Genomic DNA, 26,896 nt, shown 5'->3' with positions numbered 1-26,896 from the left:
GACCCCCCGCACCACCCCCCGAACGCAGGTAGCGCCCATGGGACTCAAAGACCGCCTCACCGACGACCACGTCGGCGAGCACCAGACGGACCAGATCGCGCACTGGCGCCAGCGGCTGCTGCGCGAGGTCAACCTCGACGACATGGCGATGCTGACGCTGGAGCAGCGCCGCACCCGGCTGGAGAAGGTCGTCGGCCACATCATCTCCCGCGAGGGTCCCGTCCTCAGCGACCGCGAACGCAGCGGGCTCGTCCGCCGCGTGGTGGACGAGGCCCTGGGCCTGGGCGTGCTGGAGCCGCTGCTGGCCGACGAGAGCATCACCGAGATCATGGTGAACGGCCCCGACAACGTCTATGTGGAGCAGCGGGGCCGCGTGCACCGCATCGACACGGCCTTCACCAGCGAAGAGCAGCTGATGCAGACGATCGACCGGATCGTCTCCCAGGTGAACCGCCGCATCGACGAGTCGAGCCCGATGGTCGACGCGCGGCTGCCCAGCGGCGAACGCGTCAACGTCATCATCCCGCCACTCTCGCTGAGCGGGCCGGTCATCACCATCCGGCGCTTCCCCAAGCCGTTCACCGTCGAGGAACTGGTGGCCAAGGGCAGTGTCGACGGCACCACCGCGGTACTGCTGGCCTCGCTGGTGCGGGCCCGGTTCAACGTGATCATCTCCGGCGGTACCGGCACCGGGAAGACCACGTTCCTCAACGCGTTGTCCAGCTTCGTGCCGGCCGACGAGCGCGTGGTCACCATCGAGGACTCCGCAGAGCTGCAGCTGCAGCAGGAGCACGTGATCCGGCTGGAGGCCCGCCCGCCCAACATCGAAGGCGCCGGCCAGGTCACCATCCGCGACCTGGTGCGCAACTCGCTGCGCATGCGGCCGGACCGGATCATCGTCGGCGAGGTCCGCGGCTGGGAGACGCTGGACATGATGCAGGCGATGAACACCGGCCACGACGGCTCGCTGGCCACGGTGCACGCGAACTCCGCCGAGGACGCCGTCTACCGGCTGCTGACGCTGGCGTCGATGTCGGAGGTGAAGATCCCCTTCGAGGCGCTGCGCGACCAGATCAACGCGGCGGTGGACGTGATCGTGCACCTGAGCCGCTATCCGGACGGCTCGCGGCGGGTCTCGCAGGTCGGCGTCGTCTCCTCGCAGCGCGACGAGGAGTTCCGGCTGGAGCCGCTGCTGCGCTTCGCGCCCTACCCGAGCGACGGCAGCGGCTGGGTCAAGGGCGAGTTCCGCCGCTACCCGCTGCCGCGCCACGTCGCCGCGCGCATCCACGGGGCGGGCGAGAGCGTGCCCTCGGCGTTCGGCGTGCAGGCGGGCAACGGCCACCGCCCCCACCACTCCCCCGGTTCCTCCCCGCTCCCGCCGGAGGCCCCCCTGTGATCTACACGACGGTCATCCTGGCGTCTTCGTTCGCGGTGATCAGCCTGTTCGTCGTCGGGCTGGTCCTCTACATCGACGGCGCGATGCAGCGGCGCCGGCTCGCCTCCCGCAGCGCCCTGCTGGAGGTCGAACGCCGCGCGAACACCCCGCTCGCCCGTCTGGACGTGCTGCTGCGGCGCACCGAACCGGGGCAGCGCATCGAGTACCGGCTCGCCCGCGCCGGGGTGAAGGTCAAGGTCTCGACGTTCGTGGTGCTGATGGCGGGGGCCGCGCTGCTGGCGGTGGTCTTCGTCTGGCAGGCGCTGGCGCCGGTGTTCGGCGTCGCGGCGGCGGTCGGCGTCGGCTTCGCGTTCTTCGCCTACCTCAAGCGCCAGGAGGAGCGGCGCAAGGAGGCGTTCACCGCCCAGCTGCCGGAGCTCGCGCGGGTGCTGTCCAACGCCACCCAGGCGGGGCTGGCGCTGCCCACCGCGGTCGACATGGCCGCCGACGAACTCGACGAGCCCGCCGGATCGGAGCTGCGCCGCGCGGCGGAGTCGATGAAGCTGGGCCTGCCGTTCGAGGAGGCGATGGGCGAGCTGCGGGAGCGCATGCCCTCCCGCGAGATCGGCGTGCTGATCTCGACGCTGCTGGTCTCGGCGCGGTCGGGTGGTGCGCTGGTGTCGGCGCTGCGGTCGATCTCGCAGACGCTGGAGGAGCGCAAGGAGTCCCGCCGCGAGGTGCACACCATCCTCACCGAGACCACCTCGACGGCGTGGGCGCTGCTCGCGATGGGGGTCGGGGCGCTGTTCCTCGTCAACATGATGCAGCCCGACGCCATCCGCACGATGACCCAGAGCGCGGCCGGAACCCTGGTGCTGGCCCTGTCGTGCGGCCTGTTCCTCGCGGGGTTCGTCCTCGTCCGCCGGATCACCACCCGCATCGACTTCTGAGCCGGGAGCCCTGATGATGCATCCGCTCGTCCTCGCGCTCGGCCTCGGCGGCGCCGCCGTCGTCGCGCTCTTCTGCTGGGGGCTGTACCTGTTCACCAGGCGCAGCGAGGTGGCCGGCGACATAACGGCGGCGCCGCCGAAGCGCAAACGGGAGTCGACGTTCATCCTGAACCGCGTCACCGAGCTGATCGGCCGCCCGTTCCTGGGCGCGGTGCGCGACCTCGTCGGCGAGGAGCGCCAGGAGGGCATCCGCCTGCGCATCGATGCGGCGGGGCGGCCGGAGAGCCTCACCGTCGACCGCTATCTGCAGCGCAAAACCGGCGAGATCCTGCTCTACAGCAGCGCCGCGCTACTGCTACTCACCCGCGGGCAGACCGCGCTGGCGCTGATCGCCCTCTGCTTCGTCCTCCTCACCGACGCCGACCTGCTGCTCAAGACCAGGCAGCGCCAAGACGACATCCAGCGCCAACTGCCGGACTTCCTGGACGTCCTGGCGGTCAGCGTGGGCGCCGGCCTGGCCTTCCGCCAGGCCCTCGCCCGAGTCGCCGACGCGATGCCGGGCACCCTGGCCGACGAGTTCCGCGTCGTCCTGCGCCAGATGGACCTGGGCACCAGCCGAAAGGACGCTTTCCAGGCGTTGCGCCAGCGCAACTCCAACGAGTCGCTGGGCAAATTCGTCACCGCCATCCAACAATCCGAGGAACTGGGCGCCCCGCTCTCGCACACCCTGCTCAACATCGGCCAGGACATGCGCCGCCAGGACGCCCAGTACATGCGCCGCAAGGCCCAGCGCCTCAACCCCCGAGTCACGGCGATCACTGCGGCGACGATGCTACCGGGGCTGCTCCTGCTGGTGGGAGGGGCGATGATCTTGGGTTCGGGGGTCGACTTCGGAGGTGTCTTCACGGGGTGAGTCCGAGAACAGCCGCCGACGACTTGTCCACAGACAGTCCGGCCCCCTACACAACGAGCAGCAACGCCCGTAACTTATAAACAGTCGCCAGGGTCCCCAGCCCCCACGGGACCCGCCCGGGAGGGATGAATGCGCAATCAACTGCTGTATCTGTTCTTGTACGCCGGAACAATGATCACGACGACCGCGAAGCGCCTCACGCCTAGCAGGAGCGAGCGGGAGAGGGGCGCGAGCATACTGGAGTATGCGGCGGTGATCATCCTGGTGGGTGGTGTCGCTGTTGCGTTGATGCAGCTTGAGGTTTTTAACGATATTCCTACGACCGTATCGCGAGCAATCCAGAATGTCCTGGACCCGCCCGAATAGACTCCCTGATACCGATGTTCATTCGTTCGCGTAGGCCTTCCAACAGGGATCTTGGTCAAGCAAACCTGTTTATGCTCGTTGGTCTAACGGTAGCGCTTCTCGCGATAATGCTGCTTTTCGTCCGCCTCGGAAGCGCCAACAACTTCCGAAGCGATGCGCAGACCGCTGCTGATGCCGCCGCCTTGGCTGCTGCTGGGGTGGCTCGCGACAACGCAGCGCGGTCACTCGCCAATGCCGAGCCGCCGTACAGCCGCCTCTATGATGCAGCTAAAGGCCGGGCAGCGGCGGAGCGCTATGCCGAGACAAATGGGGCAATCCTTAAAAACATTCGGGCAAGCGATGACAGCCAGGGAAACCTAGGAAATATCGTTCGCGTAGAGATCCAGACTTCGAATTGTCAGCGCGAACTTCAGGAAGATAGAAGCAGACATTGGTCGAATATCACCTGCGGCCAGGAGAACGCAGAGGAAGAAGGATCGACACACACAGGAAATGCGGCAGCAATCGCCGAGGTTGTTGTTCCCGATTGCCGGTATGTTCTTGACGGAATTGATGTCGTAGCACTGTCCTGCGCTGGCGAACGCGTTGAGAGCTTTGCCCACGCTCAACAATTGATCGATGTGCGACTGACCGACTCAGAAGGTCAGTACATATACAAACCGACAGGGGACGACTTGGCATTTGCTCCACCTCAAAGAGAAACGCCGTCATGAAGAAACAGGAATCGCGAGCAGGCAATCGCCCTCTTCGCCCCCTCCGAACTCGATTCCCCCTGTTTCCAAGCGTACTGATACTCGTAATTGCGCTGCTTACCTCGTGCGTGACAAGCGGTGACGAGAGAGGCACCGATGAAAACCACGAGCAGCCCACTTCTCCGCCTTTGCAATCCGGAGCTCCACCCAGCCCCTCCAGAAATCCGATCGTTGGCAGCACGACCACGACTTCGACGGCGGCCGGCGATAGCATGCGCATTGACATACACGGATTAAATCGACAGAAGAATACTGCGGTTGTACTTGAGCTATCGATAAGAAACCTCGGCTCCGAGGAGGCAGGAATCCCCAATCCTCCTCGCGAAGGCGAGGGCTCTGCCGATTTTCAACCCTTCTTCCTGATCGATGGAAAAAACAGGAAGAAGCACCTTCCGATGCTGTACGCCAATGGCGAGTGTTACTGCAGCAATTGGGAGAAATTGGAATTGGATGGCGGCGAGACTTTGAGTGCTTGGGTCGCATTCCCTGCTCCTCCGGATAAGGTCGATTCAATGATCTTTGGGTCCGCCATAGCTCCACCGATCCTCGACATTCCCGTCAAGCAGCGGACGGCAAGGTCTGAGCATTCGGCTACGAGCGACCTAGCTCCCTCGAAGATTTGGAACCTTCGTTCCATCGAGAACGAACTGGCAGACGGCACAGTTCGTGAAGAGACCGGGGACGAGGTATCGATTTCGCTATCCACAGACGTGTTGTTTGACCTCAATGAAGCTACTCTCAGCACTACAGCGAGAGAGAAATTGAAGCAAGTTGCAAACGAGATTGACGATGCGTCCGATAGTTCAATAAAAATTGACGGCCATACTGACAGCAGCGGCACTGACTCGATCAATAATCCCCTCTCGCATGAGCGAGCAAGCGCGGTCGAGGAATCACTCGCCTCTTTGGTCAGCCGATCAAACGTAGAGTTTGAGGTTGAAGGGCATGGATCAGATCAACCAATCGCCACAAACGAGACAAAAGAGGGAAGAAAGAAGAACCGGCGCGTGACAATCACATTTGCCCGATAGGAGCTATGGAGTGCAAAAACGTGTCGTTCACGCCTTGACGGTGACGCTGGTATTTACGTCGGTCTTTTGCGCTTGGCTTCCTTTGTCTCGCGACAGCCTGGCAGATACAAAAGGCGCGAAGGAATCGGAGGTTCCGAGTCCAATCTCGTCACCATCGCCCGTCGGAAGCGCGCAAAGTAATGGCAAGGAAGAGTTCGAGGACGCAACCGCGGAAGTACTTCAATTGGATAAATCAGAATCCAGCGGGTTTGCGTCGATCACCCTAAGAATAACGAACAACCAGACAGACGAAGATATTCACTACACCCAATTTGAAAACTCTACTTTCCTATACAGAGAGGCGATGTTCAGTGGAATCACACTTGCAACCCAAAATATCCAATACCTCCCGTTGATGGACAAACAAAACTATTGCACTTGTTCAGGATATGCGCCCAGAATTCCCTATTCCGCTTTCGTTCGGCCTGGGGAATCGTTGGACTATTGGGCCATGTACCACATCCCCGACGTAGAAACCGTCGACGTCGAAATCCCCGGATTCGACCCCATCAAAAACGTCCCCGTCAGCTGATCCCCATCTACCCCGAGGAGGATGATCCGGTGACGGGGCCGAAGAGGATACTCGCCCGCTTTCACGGCAACGGGAGCGATCGTGGCGCCTCGATTCTGGAGAGTGCCGCACTTATCGGTATCGCTGCTGTCATCGTCGTCGGCCTGTCGATGTCGTCGATCGGCGATACCCTCCATGACGCCACGCGGAAGTACGTCTGCCGCGTCGAGGGCCCCGACTGCGGTGAGGAGACCTGGGTCGAGCGGGAGCGTCCGGAAAAGCCTGAAGAGTACACCTGGACTCTTGCCAGCGCCTGGGACGGGGAAGTCCGCGGCGAAGGCAGCGCGAAAGTAGCTATCGAATTCGCGTTGGCGCAGCGCGGGAAGCCTTACCAGTGGGGTGCGCGCGGGCGGCAGTCCTATGACTGCTCCTCGTTGATGATGGAATCCTGGCGGGAAGCCGGAGTCTCCATCCCGCGGACGACATGGACGCAGATCAACTCCCTTCAGCGCATCCCCAAGAGTGACCTCAAACCGGGCGACCTGATCTTCTTCCACACCATGGAGGGCTATCCGCCCCCGACCCACGTGGGCATGTACATCGGCGGCGGGCAGATGGTGCACGCCGGCGATCCCGTTCAAGTGGTGCAGGTCATCGGCAATTCCCACTGGGAGTCCATCTGGTACGGCCAGGCGCGGGTCCCCCAGGGATGAGCGACGGCAATCGGCTTCGAAAGCAGGTGAGTGTGCGAGCGCAGCCATCGGGCTTCGGCAACGGCGCGCGGCGTCGGTCCGCCGTGCCAGCGGTGACAGCACTCAAGCTGCCCGTGGCGGTCCTCCTGCTGACACCCCTGCTGGCCTCCTGCGTCGGCTCCCCCGGAGCATCGGCCGATCCCGATTCGGTACCCACGCCCGGTGACGCCCGCAGCCGTGCGGAACTCGCCGAAGTGCTGCCCGAAGCCCTCGACACCGCCGAATCCGCCTCCTGGCAGCTGCTCAGCTTCGACAGCAGCGGCCTGGTGACGGTCAACACCGGACGGCTCAGCTGCGACGGCGACGGCTCGGGCGCCTACGCCGTCGACGGCGGCGCGACGCAGTCGATGCCCGAGGGCGCCTTCGTCCCGGGACGCGACTACGACGACGGCGAACTCTCCCCCGCACAGACGCAGACCGCGGGCTCCATCGCCACCGACGACGGCCTGCACGCGAACAGCGGCGGCGACTTCTGGCCGCTGGACTCCACCGATGTCCCCACCGACTACTCCGAGGATCTCGCGGCCGCGCGCGGCGCCAACTGCTCGCACATCACCGCCACCGTCGCCGACGGCTCCGATCTGCGGCTGGAAGGCGCCGTCGAGATCGACGGAGAACCGGTGTCCCACTGGAAAGGCACCGCCTACATCGACGACCTGCATGAAAACGCGGTCGGTTACGCCCGCCGGGAGTACGCGACGCTGACGGCGATGAACCTCGGCGAGGCCGCCGTGGACGTCGAACTGTGGGTGGACGACGAGAACCGCCCGGTCGCCTACTTCCAGCACCTCCCGCCCGACCGCACCGGCCTGCAGCCCCGCTGGTTCGCGCTGTCCCTGCGCGATTGGAACGACGTCACGCCGGTGACCGCGCCCGCCGGATGACGCGCTGATGCCGGAAGCCGGCGACGCAACGCCCCGACTCCGCCCCCGACCGTCCTCCCGCCCCCGAGGCCGCCCCACCTGAGCAGACGCCGCCCGATTCCCGAGCCCACCCAAACCCGCCCCGTTCGGGTGCCGACCCGCCTCTTCCGTGCCGCAGCCGCCGCGCCCCCGCATGGACGACGCCGCCCCGCCCCGCCGCCCCGGGTACCCCGTGTCCCGCTGCGAGGCCGACCATGGCTGCCTGTCCACTCCGCCCCCACCGCCCCTCTCACTGCCCGCACTCCCCTTGCCACCGCCGGCGCGCGTGCTCGACTGCCGACGACCACGGCGCCGCCGCTGTCGGTTACGCCGGTGTCGTCGTCCTCGCCTGCGCACTGGGCGTCGCCCTCTTCGGGACCACCGACCACGGCCGCCGGCTGCTGGCCGAACTGGAGCGCGCCGTCTGCATCGCGCTGGATCTCGGCGACTGCGCATCCGGTCGGCGAGGGAATAACGACCTCCTCCCGAAGCCGTGCACGACGGACACCCACCGGATCACGGCGTCGACGGGCCTGTCGGTCGCCGCCAGTCCCAGCGGGCGGGTGCGCATCGGCGAGCGCGTCAACTCGAACGGCACGGCAGAGGTCGCCTTGACCCGCACGCTGGACGGCTCGGCCGACGCGCCGAGCCCATTCCGCTGGGGCTTCCAGGCCGGTCCGGTCGCCGAGGCCGAACTGGGTATCAGCGCGGGTGTGCACGGCGGTGTCGCGGAAACGCGTGTGTGGACCTTCGCCTCGCGGGATGAGGCCCGTCGGTTCCGCGAACGCGTCGCCCGCGCCGAGCACCTGCAGAACCTCGGTCAGGACAGCGGCGCCTTCGACGCGCTGGGCGCGCAGATCGTCGGCAAGGCCGCAGAGGTCTTCGGTGACGGTACGGCAGCGGACACCCTGCCACCTCCCGACCGCCGCGAGACCTCTACCAGCGCCGGTGCCCATCTGACCGGTGAAGCCGGGGTGAAGGTCGCCACGCCCGACCGCAGGCCCCGCCCACCTCCCGACGCCGACCCGGAGGGCGAGCGCGCCGAGTCCGACGACGTCCCCGGCGCGGACCCCGGCGCCCCCGGCTCCAGCTCCGACTCGGGCCCCGACCCCGATGCTGGACGCTCCCCGAACCGCCGTCCCCCCGACGGCCGGTCGGAACCGCGCGGGGAATCCGGCGAACCACACCGCAGGGACGACTTCGCCGCCGGCTTCGACCTCCTGCACCTCGTGTCGGCCGGTGCCGAGGGCAGCGCCGTTTTCACCCGTGGCGTCGACCACCGCCGCGGCACCACCTCCCGCACCGTCGCCTTCGAGTTCGCCGAGTCGGGCGACGTCGGCCCCTTGGCACCGAGGTCGGTGCTCGGCTCGCAGCAGGCGCGCAACCGGCTCACCAGGGCCGCCCTGACCACCACGCGCAACCGCCGCACAGGCGAACTGACCGGGATCCGCATCGAGACGGTTCGCGCCGACGAGGCGCACGGGCACGTCGTCGGCACGGCCCGCCTCGCCGTGACCGACGCGAACAGGGGCACCGTCCGCCGCTGGCTGGCCGAACGCGAGCCGGTGCTCGCCCTGTCGTTCCTCGGCACCACCGGCCGCCCGAAGGACGCCACCTCCCCGCGGGCACGGTCTCCAGGCGCCGTGACCCCCTTCGACCGCCTGCTGTTCGATGAGGGCACCTACAGCACCGTCCGCTACGCCGCCGAATCGAACGGCCGCGAGTTCGCGGCCGAAGCCACTCTGGCCGGTCTGTCGTTCGGCAGCACCACGGGGTGGGAGTCTGCGACGCTCACGGCCACGGGCGCCCGCTACCTCGCCCCGCCCGGTCCGCGGGGCCGCCGCGAACTGGTCCCGTTCGGGGAGTGTGCGGGGTGACTCCCCGAACGCCGACTGTCGTGGGGCCTGCAAAGTCCGAGGGGCTCGCCCGATGGGCAGCACCGTCCCGCCGAGCGGCCGACCGGCGAGCACCCGACCTCGGCGCACTACCGGAAACGGAACCCCACCATGGACCTCCTTCGCGCCTGGACAGCCGGTGCCGCCGTATGGGTGGCCTGGGCTGTGGCAAGCGTCCTGCTGCATCTTTGGCTGCTGCCGTTGGGCGCCCTCGCTCTGCCGCACGTCCGGCTGCTTTGGGCCACCGCCACCACGCTGACCGGGTACGCCCTCGTGGCCCTCGTCGCCGGACTCGCTCACCCACACCCCCACAACCGGACCCGCCCCGTCCGCCACTGGGCGGCGACGTGGACCCTGCCGGCGCTTGGTGCGCCGTTGGAGGCCGCAGCAATCCTCCGCGGCCCCACCTCGGCGGCCGACGCCGCCGCGCTCCTCGCGGCGCTGGCCGCCCTCGCCTCCGGTGCCGCGCTCGGCGGCTGCGCCGCCCGGCTGGTCCGCGCCGGCCCCGGCCAACGGACTTGACCTTCAGGCCGACTCGAAGGTCTACCGTCGCGGATGTGGACACCATGCGCATCTCGCAGCTGGCCGCACGCTCGGGCGTCGCGGCTTCCACGCTGCGCTACTACGACGAGCGCGGGCTGCTGCCCGCCCGGCGCACCGCGGCCGGCTACCGGGTATACGACGGCGTCGATTTGCAGCGCCTGGGCCTCATCACCGCCGCGAAGCGGCTCGGTCTGCCGCTGGACGAGATCGCCGAGCTTATCGAGACATGGCGGGACGGAGTCTGCGCGCAGGTGAAATCCTCACTGCGGCCGCGTCTCGCCGCGCGGCTCGCCGCCGCGCAGGGGCGCGCCGCCGACCTCGCCACGTTCACCGACACCCTGCGCAGCACCCTCGACCGCCTGGACGCGCTGCCGGACACGCAGGACCCGTGCGGCCCCGACTGCCGGCTGCCCGATCACCGTCCGCTGTTGGACGACGAGGCACACTCGCCGGTCGGTAGGGCCGACGAGGGCGAGTCGGACATCGCATGCTCGCTGGACTCCGCGGAGATGGCAGACCGCTCCGAGGAGTGGCGCGCCGTGCTGCGCGGCTCGCGGCGCGAGGAGATCCCCGGCGGCCTGCGCGCCGTGCTCCCGGCGGAGCGCGCGCCCCAGGCCGCCCGACTGGCGGCCGCCGAACAGCGCTGCTGCCCGTTCATCTCCTTCACTCTGCTCTTCGCCTACGGCTCGGTGAGCCTGGAGGTCCGCGCGCCCGCCGAGGCCCGCCCGATGCTCGGCGACGTCTTCGGGGCCGCGGGCGACGGCGGGGGGTGGCGCGAGGGCGAGGCAGTCTGAGCTTGTACACCCGGCGGGCGGATGGGGGCGCGACTCGCGCTGCGAGCAAGCGGGCCTGCCGCCGAGCCAAGCGTGGCCCCGCAGAGGGCCGCGGCGTGCGCTCGGCGGCAAGCCGGCGCACAGCGCTTCGCGCATCGTGCCCCATTGCCGCAACCCGATGGCCGCGATCGGCGGTTGCGTCCTACACGCGGGCGCTCACTCGTCCTCCTTGCCGAGCATGCTCTCCATCCGCCGCTGGATTTCCAGCGCGGTCTCGCGGACCTGACCCAGCCAGAACACCCGGTCCTCGGTAGCCGAGACAAGCTCGTCGACCAGGCCCCGCAGCTTGGCGCGTTCGTCGTCGGTGAGCGGGGACTCCACCCGCTGCCGAGGGATCAGCCCGCCTGCCTCGTCGGAACTCATCGCCCCACCCCTGCCAGTGCGGAGAGTGCCGGTGAGTTGTCGCATCCGCTTTCCCGCAACAGTGAGGCGATATCCGCGTCAACGACCGCGCACGGATTCGTCTCGCGTGCGCCCGCGGCAACCACATAAGGACGGACGCGGTTCACCGCCATCTGAGGCGGGGTGGCCACTTGGGCTGAAGCGGCGACCGCGACCGGTGTCGGCGCGTAGGCGCGTACCCGCGCGGCAAGCCGCATGGGAAGGCCGCGCCCGCGCAGTTGCCCGGACACGGGGACAGGCGCACGCGAGGCGGTTACCCACCGCAGCACCCACTCGATAAAGTCGGTCATGTCATCAGCTCCTATTCAGCTGGTGGCCATGCCCCGGGGCCGTGGTCGCGGTCGCCGGGGTCTTTCAATACACAGGGTAGCCGTCAGTGATGCAGTTGTCTATAGACGTTCTGCATACGTCCGCTGGTATGTGCATCTATGCATCGGTTCGTCTGGATAACTATGGTTCGGTAGGTGGACTACGACCCGACCCGACCGAAGTGGCAGCAGATCGCGGAAGTCCTGCGCGAGCGCATCGACTCGGGCACCTATCCGCCCCATCACAAGTTCTCCGAAGTGCAGCTTGAGAGCGAGTTCGATGTCGCGCGCGTAACAGTACGCAAAGCGATCAAGGCACTACGTGAAGAGGGTCGAGTCGTGACCTCGCATGGCATGGGTTCGTTCGTGGCCGACACGGACTCCCGGAAGTAGCCCGCCATGCAACAGGCATCGCCGCAGATTCCCCCCGGATACGGCCCTGACGACGAGATCGACCACGAGGCGCCCGACCCCGTCTACCTTCAGCTGTGCGCCATCCTGCTGGCCCGGATAGCTGTGCGGACTTGTCGGTCTGCCGGGTGTCGGGTCGTCTGACGGGGAACAGCGGGCAGCGAGGGCGGCGGTGGGCCGGGGTCTGCGGTCGACGAGTCGGGGGCTCGCCGGTGGCCCGCGCGGCGGGGCGGCCCCGGTCCGCTGGGCGGCCTTGCTGGTCAGCCGGGAAGCGGGTCACCTGACGGGGAACAGCGGGCACTGAGGACGGCGCTGGGCCGGGGCCTGCAGTCGACGAGTCGGGGGCTCACCGGTGGCGGTGGTCGGCGGGGGGCGGCGTTCGGCTGCCGCAGGCCGGTCGGCGCATCTATTGCGCGGTTTCTGCTAAATTCCGGCCGCTGTCTGGTCGAAACCCCGCAATAGGTGGCACCGGTCCCGCCGAGTCTGTCTGTGGGGCTAGATTCGGCGCCGAACCTAGCCCCACAGACAGACTCGGCGCGGCTTCTCGGATCGGGGGCCGGGGGCGAGGTGCCTGGCCCCGCCGACGTCGTCGCCGCCCCCGTCGGGCGCGCCACCCGCGAGCCCCCGACCCGGTGACTGCGGGCCTGATCCACTGGCATCCTCGCCGCGGCTTTCCAGTGAAGACCGCCCGCCGCCCGGCAGACCAACAAGACCGCCCGGCAGACCCGAGCCGCTCTCGTCGGCCGCGTCCTACACCGCCAACGCGACGATCTGCGTCACCTGGGAGTCGCTGAAGTTGTCGTCGCTGACCAGCAGCAGCGTGCGCTCGCCGCTGGGCAGGTCGGGTCCCCAGGTCATGCCCTCGACGTTGTCCACGTGGTCGAGTCCCGTCTCGCCGAGGTCGACCAGCAGGCGCTTACTCATCGGCGTGACGTCCTCCGCGTCCGCCAAGGATTCGGTCCGCGATACGTCGGTGGCCCCGCCGGTGTCGGCCGTGAAGATCCGCACCGTGTTGCCGACGCCCTCCACGTAGGAGCGCTCCAGCACGAGGTACCGGTCGGCGCGGCCCGCGTCCAGGGCGAGGATGTCGGTGACCCCGTTGTCGTAGTAGCCGCCGGCCGGTTCGGGCTCGGCGGGGACCGGTTCCAGCGGGTAGGCGTACTGATCGCGCACCCACCCGCCGCGGTTCTGCACCGTCACCCGGGTCAGCGTCCCGGATTCGGGTGTGGGCAGGTCGCCGTCCTGCAGCAGCGGGCCTTCCATGGCCGTCACGATCAGCCTGCCGTGGTCGGCGAAGGCGAATCCTTCGGCGGTCAGGTTCCGGCGCGGTCCCGTATCGCCGTCGTCCATGCGCAGGTTGGACGGGGTGCGCAGGTGGCCGCGGAACCGGCCCGCGTCGTCGGTCGCGCGCACCAGGGGGTCCAGCAGGACGGTGCGCGTGTCGCCGACGCTGCGCTCCCCCTCGGTGCTCCACCACACCCGGTGGCCCCGCGGATCGAAGCGGACGGCCTCCGGATCGACGGGTCCCCGCAGGTCGCAGTACCCGCCGGCGTGGGCGCACCAGCGCGGCGGGTGCCAGTCCTCAAGCGCGGGGAAGGGCGTCCGGTCGAAGCGCCGCAGTGCGGTGGCGCCGGTGAGCGCGACGCCGCCGATACCGCCGCCGGAGAGCCCGATCTCGGCGGAGTAGTAGCGCGCCGGGCCGTGCTCCGAGCGGTCGTCGCTGATCAGCACGTACTCGCCGCTGTCGGGGTCGTAGTCGATACCGGACAGTCCGCCGACGGTCGTCCCGCGGTAGTCCAGTCCGTGTTCGAGTACGTGGACGCCGAGCAGGCGGGCGGTCGCGGAACCCGCGGTGTCGGCGTGGGAGAGCGCGGGGGCGGACAGGCCGGCGAGAAGGAGGGAGGCGGCTGTACCGAGGGCGGCAGCGGATCTCATGGCGCCACCACACCAGTCCCGGGTTAGCCGGACATGTCGCCGGGGTGGCCCCCAGGCTTCGTCATCGTGCTTCGCGCGGGGAGGTGCCCGGCCCCGCCGGGACTTTCGCCGAGTCCGCCCCACTATGTCGGCGGAACGTGCGTAACAGCCGCCGCCGCCCTCCTACGCTGGCCCCATGTCGAAGAAGCGCACCAAGAAGGGCAAGCAGCGCGGCGGCGCGCAGTTGAGCGGGAATCCGCAGCGCCGCGCCGAGCAGCTGGCCGAACGCGAAGCCCGGCGGCCGGCGCCGGAGGACGCCCTCTGGGCGCACGAGCCGCCCGTACCCGATTGGCAGGGTATGTTCCCCGGCCTGGTCGACGACGGCGGGCCTTTCCAGGGATGGGTCGAGTCGCACGAGGACGTTCTCGACCGGGTCCGCAAGCTGGAGATTCCCGAGAGTCCGCTCTCGATCGACTCCACCACCTGCGAACTCGTCGGCGGCGTCTACGCGGATGCCCTGCTGAAGGCTGACGAGGAATTCTACGAACGCCTGGAGGCCGGCGAGATCGGTGACTTCGACTCGTTGGGCGACATCGCCGGGTTCGACCCGTCCCGGCCCGCGGGATGGCTGGTCGAGCTCGCCGAGGCGGCGGCGCGGGAGATCACCGATCACCCGAAGGACGTCGTCGCGTGGCAGGGGCCGTGGCTGCTGCTGCGCGGCATGGCGGCCTGGTCCAACAGCGGTCCGGGTGAAGAACCCGGCCCGTTCGAGGCGGTCGGCGAAGCGTTCTCCTCAGCCGGTGCGGCGCTGGCGGAAGAAGGGTGCATCTCCGAAGCTCCTTCCCCTGACTCGGACCTGCGGCCGCATCCCACCGCCTGGCCGCGGGTGCTGCACGACGCCTACGGCAGCCGCACGGCGCTGCTCGCGCCCTTCGGCTACGGCGTGGAACAACGCGATCCGCACTGGTACTGCTGGGACATCGACAACTGCTGCATCGGCGACGTGGCCGGCGCCGGGGTCTTCGCTTCGGCCGAGGATGCGGCGGCGGAGTGGCGCCGGGCCGTGGGCGACAGCGCGCCGACCGCTGCCGAGCCGCGGCCCTGCACCGCCGAGGAGGCGGCCGAGCTGCTGGTGATCCCGTGGAGCGCCCAACTCGTCTCCGGCATGCGGATCGGCACCGAGCACCGCGAACTGCTCGTCGAGCAGTTCCGGTTGGCGAGCCGCGCCGAGCTAGTCATCGGCCACTTCCGCGAGCAGCTGAGCCACGAACCGGAACCCCGAACCGAAGGCGTCGTCGAGGACTTCCGCCGCTGGTACGCCGAACGCAACGGCGCCGAGCCCGACTTGGACGACGCCTCGACGCTGGCCGACGAGTGGGGGCCGCCCCACTGCACTCCGCCCCTGCTCTACTCCTGCTCACCGCACCGCATCCGGCAGGCCGCCGTCATCATCGCCGATTCCTACCAGCCCGAATACGTGCCGGGCATCCTCGCGCTCATGCCCGAATGGGTGGACTGGTGCATCGAGCGTTCCGGTGTCGTGGGAGAACCCGCCGAGGCGGCCCGCGCCGCCGCGCGCGATGTCGTCCGCGAGGCTCAGCACGGCGTACCGGAGTGGGATCCCCCCTTCCGCTACCGCGAACTGTAGGCCGAAGAAGAGGCCCCGAAACCGTGCGCTGGGCGGACGCCGTTCGGCGATAGTGCGCAGAATCCGAGAACCGCCGCTGAACTTCGTCATACGAGCACGACCGCCGCGCCGCCCTGCAACCTGGCGGACACGGCGCACAGAGCAGCCCGGATCGCCGCCGCAGGAGGCGGCGGTCCGGGCTGATCGACGTGCGGAATCGCGGCACGCAACGAAGGACTACCGGAAAGCGCTGCGCGTGCCGGGCTCCTGCGGCCGGTCGGTGTCGGCGGCCGCCTCCTGCTGCTGCTCGTGCTGCTCGTCCTTTGGATCCTGCTGCCCGTCCGCACCCTCTCCGTCCGCACCACCGCCGGCCTCTCCGGTTTCCTCGGCGCGGTCCCAGTACGTCTTGGGGACGCGGATGCGTTCGCCGGTCTCCGCTTCGGTCACCCGACCGCTTTGCAGGCGGCGCATCAGCAGGAAGCCGAGAACCGCGCCGACCAGGGCGATCCCCGTCCAACCGCCGTACAGCGCCCAGTTGATCTCGGCGCCCAGCAGCAGCCGCGCCGTGTCGACGACCGTGCCCGCGGCCGGCGCGGCGAGGACCGCCGCTGCGTTGCGGCCGAACCGATGGCGATCGGGTGCGCGGTGCACCAGGGCCGCGGCGACGGCCGAGAGGAAGTAGGCGGAGAACCCGATGGCGCCCAGCCACACCAGTGCCCAGCCGAAGCTGCGCGTGTGCTCGGCGGGCGCCGCCAGGTGGAACACGAGGGTGCCGAGGTTGGTCAGCAGGAACCACGCCACGGCGCCGATGACCCACGCCCGTATGTACTCCACCATCGCCTCTCCGCCGATCCGTGTCGGGACGCCGCCGTGCTGGTCGGTGTGCCGACCGACGTGCCGCTCGGGCGCCCGCGCCGCGGCGCCCCGGCGCGCCTGCGGCCGCGGCCGCGATGCCGTCACCGAACGGCGCCGACCGGAAGCGCCGTGCGGCGGCCCTGAGTCTAGACCCCGCCCCCGGGTGATCGGCAGTCCTTGCGAGCCGCGGAATCCCCCGCGGCACCGGCGTCCCAGGCCGCCGCGCGCGGGCGCTTTCCCGCGCCCCTGTCCGGCCCCGAAGAAACAGCGCTGCCCCCGGCCCGCCGGAGCGGACGGGGGCAGCGCGGGCGGCGCGTTCGGCGCCGGTGCGGCCGGCGCCGCCGGACACCGGTCGGGTGCGGCGCCGATGTCCGGCGGCGCTGGGGCCGCGTCCCCGGCCGAGGGCTCGGATCCCGGCCGGGGACCGCCGGAGGGCTGCGGCCGTGTTCCCGGCCGCCTACCGGGCTATTGAGTGAAGCCGATGTCCTCGTAGTGGATCGAGGCCAGGGCGTTGGCGCCCCAGTTGGCGACCTTGGGGTCGACCGCGTAGAGGCCGGGACGCTGGAACAGCGGCACCGCCATGCTCTGCTCCCAGAGCATCCGGTCGATCTCGTTGGCCTTGGCCGCGTACTCCTCGGGGTCGGTCAGCGTCGACAGTTCGGCGAACGCCGCGTTGATCTCGTCGGTGCTGAACTTGTGCAGGTTGTTGCCCCAGTTGGGCTCGCCGCTCTCGGTCTCGCCCACCGGGCCGGTGAAGTTCTCCGCGAAGTACCCGGCGTAGGGGTTGGTGCTGGAGTAGACGAAGGTCGTGGCGTCGTACTTGCCCGGAACGATGTACTCGGGGAAGAACGAGTTCGCCGGCACGGTGTTGATGTTGACGCCGACGCCGACCTCCTTGAGCTGCGCCTTGGCGATCTCCGCCTCGTCCGCGGTGTTCTGGATGTCGGCGGGGATAACCCAGTTCAGTTCCAGCTTCTCGCCGTCCTTGGTGCGGACCGCGCCTTCGGACTCCTGGGTCCAGCCGGCCTCGTCCAGCATCTTGGCGGCCTTCTCCGGGTCGTACTCGCCGTAGCCCTCGCTGTTGTCCTTGAACCCGGTCTGCTTGGAGCGGATGAGCCGGTTGACCGTGGGGTCGGTGGGCCAGTTGACGCCGCTCAGCGTCGCCGAGGCCATCTGCGCCCGATCGATGGCGTGCACGAGGGCGTTGCGGACCTTCGTCTCTTCGAGGAGGCTCCCCTTGCCGCCGTTGAAGGTCATGTGCCGGTAGGCGTTGTCGATGGCCTTGGTGAACCGGACTCCGTCGGCGTCCTTGAGCTGGTCGTAGGCCGCCGCGTCGTAGCCGAGGTAGTAGCCGTCGATCTCCCCGTTGTTCATCACGCCCGGCAGCGCGTCGTTGCCGTAGGTGTGGTAAACGATGGAGTCCAGCTTGGCGGGGTCGCCCCACCAGTCCTCGTCGCGGTTGACGGTGACCGTCTGGGCGGTCTCGTCGAACTCGACGTCGCCGAAGGGCCCGGCGGTGACCGGGAACGCCTTCTGGTAGCCCTCGTTGAACTTCTTCGGGTCCTCCATGTACTCCTTGGGGTACACGGCGTCGAAGAGGCGCGGCCACTCGGCGAAGGGCTTGCTGAAGGTGAAGACCACCTCGAACTTGTCCTCGCCCTGTTCGACCTCGCTGATGCGCTCGTAGCCGGAGGTGTCGCCGACGTTGAACTCGTCGGAATTCTCGCGGTGCCCGCCGACGGTCTGCACCACGGCGGCGTAGTCCTCCCAGGTGATGGGCTCGCCGTTGGACCACACCGCGTCCGGGTTGAGCTCGTAGGTCAGCGTCGTGCTGTCCTCGCTCATCTCGGTGGAGAGGACGTAGTCCTTGTCGACGTGGGGCTCACCGTTCTTGTCGAAGTAGTGCGCCTGGGGCAGTACGGCCGAGGCGATGCGCTCGGCGTTGGCCAGGTTCCCCTGGGTGTGGTGGACCTGGTACTGCGGCGGGAACTCGTTGATCCCCCAGTGGAACGTACCGCCGTCCTGCAGTTCGGAGCGGTCGGTCTTGTTGATGTCGATGGCGGGGATGTCGGCGAGGGTCTCCTCGTTGTTGTTGCTCTCCTCGCCGCCACCGCCGCAGGCGCTCGCCATAAGGGCCAGAGCCGCGATCGGGGCGCCGAATTTAGCGGCGCGTCTGATTCGCACGGGATTCTCCTCACTGGTCTGTTTCGGGGGATCGAGAGGTGGGGCGGGACGGGCCCGCGGGCGGTCAGGGCAGTTCGCGGGCATCCGCGTAGTGGCAGGCGGCGGCCTGGTCGTCCGCCCCCTCCACACGGTGCAGCAGTTCCGGTTCTCGTTCCCGGCAGGCGGTCCGGTCCTCCTCGCTGAGGACGGCGAACTTCTGGCACCGGGTACGGAACCGGCACCCCGACGGCGGGTCCGCCGGGTTGGGCAGGTCCCCCTGCAGCACGATGTGGGACCGCTGCCGCTCCTTCTCCGGGTCGGGCAGCGGGATCGCCGAAAGCAGCGCCTTGGTGTAGGGATGGGTCGGGCGCCGGTAGATCGACTCGACGTCGCCGATCTCGACGATCTTGCCCAGGTACATCACCGCCACGCGGTCGGCGATGTGGCGCACCACGGAGAGGTCGTGCGCCACGAACAGATAGGAGAGCCCAAGCCGTGCCTTGAGCTCCTCCAGCAGGTTGATCACGCCGGCCTGGATGGAGACGTCCAGCGCCGACACCGGCTCGTCGAGCACCAGCAGCCGCGGCTCCAGCGCCAGTGCGCGGGCGATGCCGATGCGCTGCCGCTGCCCGCCGGAGAACTCCGCCGGCGAGCGCGTGACCGCCGCGGGGTCCAGCCCCACCAGCTCCATCAGCTCCAGCACCCGCGAGCGGGTCCGCTCCTGGGAGTAGCCGTGGGTGCGCAGCGGCTCGGCGATGATCTCGAAGACACGCATGCGCGGGTCCAGCGAGCTCATCGGATCCTGGAAGACCACCTGCACGTCGCGGCGCACGTCCATGCGCTCGCGCTTGGACGCCTTGCCCGAGCGCTTGCCCAGCACCTCGACCGAGCCGCCCTGCGGCTCGTCCAGGCTGAGGATCTCCATCAGGGTGCTGGACTTGCCGCACCCGGACTCGCCCACCAGGCCGAGCGTCTCGCCCTCGCGGATGTCGAAGCCGACCCCGTCGACGGCGTAGACGGTGCCCACCCGCCGCTTGAACAGCGCACCGCGCATCAGCGGGTGGTGCTTGGTCAGCCCTTCGACTTGCAGCACCACGTCGCGGTCGACCCGCGGCACGCGGGAGGCGGGACTCTGCTCGACCTCGGTCACCGGGTAGACGTCGTGGGCCGTCCACGCGTTGGCCTCGATCTCGCCGGAGCGGATGCACGCGGCCCGGTGCCCTTCGCCGCCGACACGCTCCAGCGGCGGTTCGGCGGCGTCGCACTCGCCGATCGCGATGGGGCAGCGCGGCGCGAAGGGGCAACCGGGGGGCATGTCGGTGAGGCTGGGCGGGTTGCCCTTGATCGGGATGAGGGAGGTCTTCTCCTCCTCGTCCAGGCGCGGCACCGCCCCCAGCAGGCCCATGGTGTAGGGCATGCGGGTGCGGTAGTAGACGTCGTCGACCTTGCCGGTCTCGACCAGTCGCCCCGCGTACATCACCTGGACGCGGTCCACCAGCCCCGCCACGACGCCCAGGTCGTGGGTGATCATCAGCACGGCGGCGCCGGTCTCGCGCTGGGCCGCCTTGAGCACCTCCAGGATCTGGGCCTGGATGGTGACGTCGAGCGCCGTGGTCGGCTCGTCGCAGATGATGACGTCGGGGTCGTTGGCGATCGCGATCGCGATCATCACGCGCTGGCGCATCCCGCCGGAGAACTCGTGCGGGAAGGACCGCTGCCGACGCTCGGCGTCGGGGATGCCCACCAAGGCGAGCAGCTCGACGGCACGCTGCTGCGCGGCCGAGCGCGACATCTGCGGGTTGTGCACCCGCACCGCCTCGGCGACCTGGTCGCCGACGGTGTAGACGGGCGTCAGCCCCGACAGCGGGTCCTGGAAGACCATGGAGATGGCGCGGCCGCGCTTGCGCGCCATGGTCCGGTCGTCCAGCCCGAGCAGCTCCTCGCCGTGCAGCTTGATGGAGCCGCTGACCCGCGCGTAGTCGGGCAGCAGCCCCATGGCCGCCATCGACGAGACCGACTTGCCCGATCCCGACTCGCCGACGATGCCCAGGATCTCGCCGCGGCGCACCTCGTAGCTGACCCCGCGCACCGCGGTGACGTCGGGGTTGCCGCGGCCGCCGGGGAAACCCACCTGCAGGTCGCGGACTTCGAGGACGGGGACCTCGGGGCTGTTCGGCCCCGGCTCGGCGCCCGTCAGCTCCTCGGCCGCGGCGGCCGTACCACTGGTTGCGGTCATGGCGTCGTCCCCCTCTAGGTCCTGCTCTTGGAGTGCGGGTCAAGGGCGTCGCGCAGCCCGTCGCCGACGAGGTTGACGGCCAGGACGAGCACGATGAGCAGCCCGGTGCAGAACCAGAACGTCCACGGGAAGGCCAGGGCCTGGCGCGACCCCTCGGCGATCAGCGAGCCGAGGGTGACGTCGGGCGGCTGGACGCCGAATCCGAAGTAGGACAGCGCGGTCTCCAGGATGATGGCGGAACTGACGTTGATCGTCGCGTCCACGATAAGCAGCGACGACATGTTGGGCAGGATGTGGCGCAGGATGATCCGGCGGTTGCTGACACCCATGAACCGGGCGGCGAGTACGTACTCGCGCTCCTTGAGCGAGATCGTCATGCCGCGCACCATCTTCGCGGTGACCATCCACATCAGGCACGCGAGCAGCAGCACGAAGACGATCCAGCCCTGGTCGCGCAGCACCGGGTAGAGGATGGCCAGGATCAGAAACTGCGGCAGCACCAGGAACAAGTCGGTGACCCACATCAGCGCGCGGTCGGTGAAGCCCAGGTAGTACCCCGCGAACGCGCCCACCAGCGCGGCGATGACGGTCGTGGCCAGGGCCGCGCACAGGCCGATCAGGATGGACTTCTGCAGCCCGACCATGGTCAGGTGGAAGATGTCGCGGCCGGTGGTGCCGGTACCGAACCAGTGGTCGGCCGAGGGCGGGCTGCGGAACGCGGTGAAGTCGCGCTCACCGAACCCCCACGGGCTGAACAGCGGCCCCAGCCACGCCATGGCGACGAGCAGGATGAGGACGGCCAGTCCCACCACGACGCGGCGGGTGGCCAGCAGCTCCTTGGCCAAGGACATCCAGCGGCCCGAGATCTCCATCCCGGTGGATTCGGGACCGGCCGCCTCGCGCTCGGCTGCCATGCTCATAGGGTCTCCTCCAACGCTGCGCGCAGGGGTCGGGCCGATGCCGGTCGCAGGACGCGCCCGGCGCTCTGACGGGTGGCGGCCATGCTCAGCTCACCCGGACCCGGGGGTCGAGCCACGCGTAGAGCACGTCGGACAGGAACGACGCGGCCATGACGCACACCGCCATGAAGCAGGTGACGGCGGCGACCGCGTTCACGTCGTTGGTGACGATCGAGTCCACCACCCAGGCGCCCATGCCGTGCCAGCCGAAGATCTTCTCGGTGAAGGTGGCGTTGGCCATCAGGATGCCGACCGTGAAGGTGAAGTAGGTGATGGTCGGGATCAGCGCCGTGCGCAGAGCGTGCTTGAGCATCGCCGCCCGGCGGGTGAGGCCCTTGGCCATGGCCGTGCGCACGAAGTCCGATCCCAGCACGTCGAGCATCATGTTGCGCTGGTAGCGGCTGAAGACGGCGAACAGCGACAGCGACAGCGCGAGCGTCGGCAGGATCCCGTGCTGGATGCGGTCGAGGAGGTGGCCCCAGAATCCGGCTTCGAGATTGGCGCTGTATTCGCCGCCGTACTCCAGTAACCGGTAGCCGGCGGCGTCGTTGATCATCACCGCGCCCACCTGCAGTGTGACGGCCACGACCACGGCGGGCACCGCCATCAGGAAGAACGCCGCGACTGTGGCGCTGCGGTCGAACCTGCCGTACTGGCGCACGGCCGAATACGCGCCGACCGCCACGCCCACGGTCGCGCCGATCAGCGTGCCGGCGGTGATCAGCCGCAGCGTGACCCCGGCTTTGCGGGCGACCGCCTCGTTGACGCTCTCGTTGGTGATGGTCCGCCCGAAATCGCCCACGACGACGCCGGAGACCCAGGTGGCGTAACGCTCGGCCAGCGGGGTGTCGGGGTTGAGGTTGAGCTGCTCCAGCTGCTGCTCGATCGCCTGTTCGCTGGGCGGGGGCTGCTGCTGCCGGAAGTAGCTGCTCGGGCTGAGCGTCGTCGCGGCGATCAGGTAGGCGATGCTCGACGCCAGAAAGATCAGGACGAGGTAGCTGAGCAACCGCCTGATCAAGAACTTCGCCAACTGATGCCCCTACTGACTGTGGTCCGGATGGACATGCCTCGGAACAACCGCGGTGAATCGGCGCGATCCCGCAGGCCCGGGGTGACAACGCGTACACGCCCGGACACAGTCGGCGCAAGTGAGGGCACGTCGCTGCGCCGGAGGGTCGGCTCTCGGCGACGGCGGCAACCCGCTTACATCCGATTCACGATCAGTGATCCGAATTCCCACGAGTTTGGGCCGGTTCCGGACACTGCGGGGTTACCGGCGCATCAAGAAAAGACAACGAGCGAAGCTTTCCTGCGTGTTGCTGCACTTCACAGAAGAATAGTACCGGCAACGCGAACGCTACGTGTTCGTTCGGTCACATTCGGCGGGACGCCTTGCGGATTCCGCACTTGCCAAGCGGGGAACTGCGAGGCACCTCCGGGAATCAATGGACGGCCGCCAACCCGCAAGCCGCGGCCCGTCGCGGTTCCCGGAGGTCCGGGCCTCCGGTTCGCGAACGGGAGGCTAGCGGTCGCTGGACGGCTTCCAGATGTTGACCCCCAGGTCGACGGCGTGCCGGTCGATCTCGGCGATCTCGTCCTCGCTCAGCGCCGGGCCGCGCACAGCCGCCAGGCTGTCCTCCAGCTGCCCGACACTGCTCGCGCCGATCAGCGCCGAGGTGACCCGCCGGTCGCGCAGCACCCAGCTGATCGCCAGCTGCGCGAGCGTCTGCCCGCGCTGCTGCGCCACCGCATTCAACGCCCGCACCCGCTCCAGGTTGCCCTCGGCCAGCCACTCCCGCGAGAACGACCCGCCGCGCTCGGCCCGCGACCCCTCGGGGACACCCTGCAGGTACCGGCCGGTCAGCAGACCCTGCGCCAGGGGCGAGAACACGATGCAGCCCGCGCCGACCTCCTCCAGGGTGTCGAGCAGACCCTGGTCCTCGATCCACCGGTTGACCATCGAGTACGACGGCTGGTGGATGAGCAGCGGTACGCCCATCTCCCGGAGCAGAGCCGCGGCCTCGGCGGTGCGCTCGGCGGAGTAGGAGGAGATCCCGGCATACAGCGCCCGGCCCGAGTGCACGGCCGTGGCCAGCGCACCCATCGTCTCCTCCAGCGGTGTGTCGGGATCGAAGCGGTGGCTGTAGAAGACGTCGACGTAGTCCAGCCCCATCCGCGCCAGCGACTGGTCCAGGCTGGCCAGCAGGTACTTGCGGGAGCCGCCGCCGCTGCCGTAGGGGCCGGGCCACATCTCATAGCCCGCCTTGGTGGAGATCACCAGCTCGTCGCGGTAGGCGCGGAAGTCCTCGCGCAGGATGCGGCCGAAGTTCAGCTCGGCCGCGCCCGGGGGCGGCCCGTAGTTGTTGGCCAGGTCGAAGTGGGTCACGCCGAGGTCGAAGGCGCGCCGCAGGATCGCGCGCTGGGTCTCCAGCGCGTTCGCGTCGCCGAAGTTCTGCCACAGGCCCAGCGAGACCTCGGGCAGGCCCAGACCGCTGCGCCCGGTGCGCCGGTAGGGCATCCGCCCGTCGTAGCGGTCGGCCTCGGCCAGGTGTACGCCCGCGCTGGGGGCGTCGAGTCGGGGTATGTCGTTTTCTCGCACCATGGGTCCCATCGTCCCACCCCTGCAGCGCAGCGAGCGTCGCCGCGGCGGCGCCGGCGTCCCGAGGAACCACCGGTAACGCGGGCACGCCGCTGGAGCAGGGCTGCTGCAACTGGGCTCGACCGCGCGAAGCGACTGCGGCCCCGTTGCCGCAACGTCCGAGGTGACCCTCCGGGACGGTTCCCGGAGGGTTCCCGTTTCGGCGCCGCGCTTCAGCGCGCGGTGTGCGGTGTCGAGAAGCGGTGCCTAGTCGCTGCCGATGTCCTTGCCGCGGCGGTGCCAGATCGACACCACCGACGGGCGCGGGAACTCGCCGTCGGGCCAGGTGCTCTGCGGCTCCTCGATCGTGCCGCCGTCACCGGGGTGCTGCGGGGCGATGAAGACCGTCTTCTGGTCCTCGGTGATCAGCGGGCCGCAGCACTCGGCGCCCATCGGGACGCGGGCGAACATCTTGAGCTGCCCCTTGTGCCTGCCCTCCACCGGAACGGCGAACAGCCCGTCGTTGCCCCAGGCCATGCCGTCGGTGGAGATCCACAGGTTGCCCGCCTCGTCGAACGTCAGGTTGTCCGGCGAGGAGATCGGCGACACCTTGTCCTTGTCGTAGCCCGCGAAGTAGGTGCTCGGGTCCTCGGGGTCGCCGCACACGATCGGCACGTCCCAGCGGAAGCGGGTGGCGCCGGCGTCGTTGTGGCGCTCGGTGATCTCCAGGATGTGGCCGTAGCGGTTCGGGCCGCGCGGGTTGGGCTCGTCGGCCTGGCCCGGCTCGCGCGCGGAGTTGTTGGTGAGCGCGCAGTAGACCTTGCCGGTGGCGGGGCTGGCCTCGAAGTCCTCGGGGCGGTCCATCTTGGTGGCGCCGGCCTTGTCGGCGGCCAGGCGGGTGTGCACGAGCACCTCGGCGACCGTGAAGCCGTCCACGAAGCTCTCCGAGTCGCTGCACAGCGGGATCCACTGGCCCCAGCCGTCGAACGCGCCGTCGGAGGGCAGTTCGCCGGAGCCGTCGAACTCCCCCGCCGGGCTGTCGCCGGTCAGCTTGGCGACGTAGAGCGTGCCGGAGTCGAGCAGGCGGCTGTTGCCGCGGCGCGAGCCCTTGCGGTAGCGGCGCTCGCTGACGAACTTGTACATGTAGTCGAAGCGCTCGTCGTCGCCCATGTACACGGCGAGGCGGCCGTCGCGCGTGACGCGGCAGTTGGCGCCCTCGTGCTTGATGCGGCCGAGCATGGTGCGCTTCTTGGGCGCGGAGTCGGGGTCGTAGGGGTCGATCTCGACGACGTAGCCGAAGCGGTTGGCCTCGTTGGGGTGGCGGGAGAGGTCGAAGCGCTCCTCGACGCGGTCGAAGCGGCGGTTGCCCGAGCGGGTATCGCCCTCGACGGGCAGACCGTAGCGGGCCAGCGCCGCCTTCTTCTCCTCGGGGACGCCCTCGCCGCCCACGAAGTACTGGTGGAAGTTCTCCTCGCAGGTGAGGATGGTGCCCCAAGGCGTCATACCGCCCGCGCAGTTGTTCAGCATCCCCAGCACGCGGGTGCCCTCGGGGTCGGCCTCGGTGCGCAGCAGCTCGTCGCCGGCGGCGGGGCCGGTGAGCTCCATCGGCGTCGACGCGGTGACGCGGCGGTTGAACCGGCGGCGGCCGCGGGAGAGCCGCCAGGCGCCGCTGCGCTTGCCGCGGCCCCAGTGGCCGCGGCCGCGACCCCGGCCCCAGCCGTGACCCCAGCCGTGGCCCCACCCGTGGTCGTCGCCATCGTCGTCCTCGCGGCGGATCTCCACCACCGAGCCGCCGTGGGCGGCCATGGCGATCTTGATCTGCTCCAGGTCCGCGCTGCCGCCGTCGGTGTAGCCGCGGAACATCAGGTTCTCGTTGGTGTACTCGTGGTTGACCCACAGCAGCCCGCGGTCGCGGCCCAGGGGCTGGAACCCGACGTAGTCGCAGTTGTAGCCGAACTGCTTGGCCTGCGCGTCGGCGGTCTGGTTGTCGAAGTCGAACGCGGGGGCGCCGGGCAGGACGGGGTCGCCCCAGCGGACGACGACGCGCTGCTTGTAGTTGCGGGGGATCTCGACCGTGTCGCTCGATCCGGGCTGGATGCCCTCGAACTCCAGGCGCGGATTGCCGCGGCCGCGGCCGCGGCCGTGATCGCGGTCGGCCAAGGCGGGCGCCATCCCGCCCAGGCCGGCGACAGCGGTGGCTCCGGCGCCCACGGCCGTGGCGCGCAGCACGTTGCGGCGCGAGAGCGCGGCGGCGGCGATGTCGCCGAAGTAGGCGTTGTCGCTCTTGTTCGGCGCTTCGTGGAAGCAGGCGTCGCCGCAGCGGAAACGGCAGGTCTGCCTGGACCGGCCACCGCCGACCTGGCCGATCAGCGGCAGGGAGCGGCGGTGGGGCGCGAATTGCGGCACTGGGTCCTCCTATGGCTCGCGGGGATCACCGCCGGCCGGACGCGGCGCATTCGCGGGGGCCGCGCACGGCCGGAAGGCGTTCGGGCCGGTAGGGGTGCCCGAACCTCCATGACCATGGCGGAGCCGTCGTTCGGCGGAGTGAATCCACCGTGAATGGCCCGCCAATTTCATCGGC

General features: G+C 69.2%; 24 protein-coding genes. 14 read left to right on the top strand and 10 right to left on the bottom strand.

All coding sequences use genetic code 11. From position 1 onward, the window contains the following. Positions 1–37: 37 nt before the first annotated feature. From EKD16_RS06660 to EKD16_RS06605, 12 genes are all read left to right on the top strand, one after another. Positions 38–1,396, top strand: coding sequence for a CpaF family protein (locus EKD16_RS06660; RefSeq protein WP_131097578.1), 1,359 nt, complete (start codon positions 38–40; stop codon positions 1,394–1,396). 83 nt (positions 1,397–1,479) lie between these two features. Continuing rightward, the gene (locus EKD16_RS06655; protein ID WP_131102146.1) at positions 1,480–2,325 is read left to right on the top strand and encodes a type II secretion system F family protein; all 846 of its coding nucleotides are present in this window, start codon (positions 1,480–1,482) and stop codon (positions 2,323–2,325) included. 16 nt (positions 2,326–2,341) lie between these two features. Further along, entirely contained in the window at positions 2,342–3,238 is an 897-nt protein-coding gene (locus EKD16_RS06650; protein WP_131102144.1) for a type II secretion system F family protein, read from the top strand. A gap of 129 nt (positions 3,239–3,367) precedes the next feature. Then, positions 3,368–3,604 carry a hypothetical protein gene (locus tag EKD16_RS06645; protein ID WP_131097577.1) on the top strand — a complete coding sequence of 79 codons (237 nt, stop codon included), beginning with the start codon at positions 3,368–3,370 and terminating at the stop codon, positions 3,602–3,604. A 14-nt stretch (positions 3,605–3,618) separates the two neighbouring features. Next, positions 3,619–4,317: a pilus assembly protein TadG-related protein gene (locus EKD16_RS06640; protein ID WP_131097576.1), complete on the top strand. Its 699-nt coding sequence runs from the start codon at positions 3,619–3,621 to the stop codon at positions 4,315–4,317. Further along, complete coding sequence (locus tag EKD16_RS25995) at positions 4,314–5,387, top strand: OmpA family protein (protein ID WP_242677266.1); 1,074 nt, start codon at positions 4,314–4,316, stop codon at positions 5,385–5,387. Before EKD16_RS06640 ends, EKD16_RS25995 begins: the two co-directional genes overlap by 4 nt. A 10-nt stretch (positions 5,388–5,397) precedes the next feature. Continuing rightward, positions 5,398–5,958, top strand: a complete 561-nt coding sequence (locus EKD16_RS06630) for a hypothetical protein (protein ID WP_131097575.1) — start codon at positions 5,398–5,400, stop codon at positions 5,956–5,958. A gap of 29 nt (positions 5,959–5,987) precedes the next feature. Beyond that, positions 5,988–6,650, top strand: coding sequence for a C40 family peptidase (locus EKD16_RS06625; RefSeq protein ID WP_242677265.1), 663 nt, complete (start codon positions 5,988–5,990; stop codon positions 6,648–6,650). 92 nt (positions 6,651–6,742) lie between these two features. Next, complete coding sequence (locus EKD16_RS06620) at positions 6,743–7,573, top strand: hypothetical protein (protein ID WP_131097574.1); 831 nt, start codon at positions 6,743–6,745, stop codon at positions 7,571–7,573. 233 nt (positions 7,574–7,806) lie between these two features. Continuing rightward, a complete protein-coding gene (locus EKD16_RS06615; protein WP_131097573.1) occupies positions 7,807–9,468 on the top strand; it encodes a hypothetical protein in 1,662 nt (553 codons plus the stop codon). A gap of 129 nt (positions 9,469–9,597) precedes the next feature. Continuing rightward, on the top strand, positions 9,598–10,008 hold the full coding sequence (locus EKD16_RS06610) for a hypothetical protein (RefSeq protein WP_131097572.1): 411 nt from the start codon (positions 9,598–9,600) through the stop codon (positions 10,006–10,008). A gap of 44 nt (positions 10,009–10,052) precedes the next feature. Continuing rightward, the gene (locus EKD16_RS06605) at positions 10,053–10,823 is read left to right on the top strand and encodes a MerR family transcriptional regulator (RefSeq protein ID WP_131102138.1); all 771 of its coding nucleotides are present in this window, start codon (positions 10,053–10,055) and stop codon (positions 10,821–10,823) included. 195 nt (positions 10,824–11,018) lie between these two features. Here EKD16_RS06605 and EKD16_RS06600 read toward each other — a convergent pair whose 3' ends face one another. Both EKD16_RS06600 and EKD16_RS06595 read right to left on the bottom strand, forming a co-directional pair. Then, complete coding sequence (locus EKD16_RS06600) at positions 11,019–11,225, bottom strand: hypothetical protein (RefSeq protein ID WP_131097571.1); 207 nt, start codon at positions 11,223–11,225, stop codon at positions 11,019–11,021. Continuing rightward, a complete protein-coding gene (locus EKD16_RS06595) occupies positions 11,222–11,554 on the bottom strand; it encodes a hypothetical protein (protein WP_131097570.1) in 333 nt (110 codons plus the stop codon). Before EKD16_RS06595 ends, EKD16_RS06600 begins: the two co-directional genes overlap by 4 nt. Positions 11,555–11,728: 174 nt before the next feature. Between EKD16_RS06595 and EKD16_RS06590 the strand changes: the two genes are divergently transcribed. Further along, the gene (locus tag EKD16_RS06590; protein ID WP_131097569.1) at positions 11,729–11,965 is read left to right on the top strand and encodes a GntR family transcriptional regulator; all 237 of its coding nucleotides are present in this window, start codon (positions 11,729–11,731) and stop codon (positions 11,963–11,965) included. Between the two features lie 768 nt (positions 11,966–12,733). On the opposite strand, the gene EKD16_RS06585 is transcribed toward EKD16_RS06590, so the two are convergent. Beyond that, positions 12,734–13,918, bottom strand: coding sequence for an esterase-like activity of phytase family protein (locus tag EKD16_RS06585; protein ID WP_131097568.1), 1,185 nt, complete (start codon positions 13,916–13,918; stop codon positions 12,734–12,736). Between the two features lie 175 nt (positions 13,919–14,093). On the opposite strand from EKD16_RS06585, the gene EKD16_RS06580 reads away from it, so the two are divergent. Then, positions 14,094–15,545 carry a hypothetical protein gene (locus EKD16_RS06580; protein WP_131097567.1) on the top strand — a complete coding sequence of 484 codons (1,452 nt, stop codon included), beginning with the start codon at positions 14,094–14,096 and terminating at the stop codon, positions 15,543–15,545. A 216-nt stretch (positions 15,546–15,761) separates the two neighbouring features. Here EKD16_RS06580 and EKD16_RS06575 read toward each other — a convergent pair whose 3' ends face one another. The 7 genes from EKD16_RS06575 to EKD16_RS06545 all read right to left on the bottom strand — a co-directional run bounded on the left by EKD16_RS06575 (position 15,762) and on the right by EKD16_RS06545 (position 26,721). Then, a complete protein-coding gene (locus EKD16_RS06575; protein ID WP_131097566.1) occupies positions 15,762–16,361 on the bottom strand; it encodes a hypothetical protein in 600 nt (199 codons plus the stop codon). 483 nt (positions 16,362–16,844) lie between these two features. Beyond that, entirely contained in the window at positions 16,845–18,563 is a 1,719-nt protein-coding gene (locus EKD16_RS06570; RefSeq protein ID WP_131097565.1) for an ABC transporter family substrate-binding protein, read from the bottom strand. Positions 18,564–18,627: 64 nt separating this feature from the next. After that, complete coding sequence (locus EKD16_RS06565) at positions 18,628–20,778, bottom strand: dipeptide ABC transporter ATP-binding protein (RefSeq protein ID WP_131097564.1); 2,151 nt, start codon at positions 20,776–20,778, stop codon at positions 18,628–18,630. A gap of 14 nt (positions 20,779–20,792) precedes the next feature. Then, positions 20,793–21,698: an ABC transporter permease gene (locus EKD16_RS06560; RefSeq protein ID WP_131097563.1), complete on the bottom strand. Its 906-nt coding sequence runs from the start codon at positions 21,696–21,698 to the stop codon at positions 20,793–20,795. An 85-nt stretch (positions 21,699–21,783) separates the two neighbouring features. Beyond that, on the bottom strand, positions 21,784–22,767 hold the full coding sequence (locus EKD16_RS06555; RefSeq protein ID WP_131097562.1) for an ABC transporter permease: 984 nt from the start codon (positions 22,765–22,767) through the stop codon (positions 21,784–21,786). 492 nt (positions 22,768–23,259) lie between these two features. Next, entirely contained in the window at positions 23,260–24,339 is a 1,080-nt protein-coding gene (gene mgrA, locus EKD16_RS06550) for an L-glyceraldehyde 3-phosphate reductase (RefSeq protein WP_131097561.1), read from the bottom strand. Positions 24,340–24,582: 243 nt separating this feature from the next. Continuing rightward, positions 24,583–26,721 carry a PhoX family protein gene (locus EKD16_RS06545; protein ID WP_131097560.1) on the bottom strand — a complete coding sequence of 713 codons (2,139 nt, stop codon included), beginning with the start codon at positions 26,719–26,721 and terminating at the stop codon, positions 24,583–24,585. Between the last annotated feature and the right edge of the window lie 175 nt (positions 26,722–26,896).

This window comes from Streptomonospora litoralis, assembly GCF_004323735.1.
GTDB classification, from domain to species: domain Bacteria; phylum Actinomycetota; class Actinomycetes; order Streptosporangiales; family Streptosporangiaceae; genus Streptomonospora; species Streptomonospora litoralis.
This window is presented reverse-complemented; position numbering and strand designations above follow the sequence as displayed.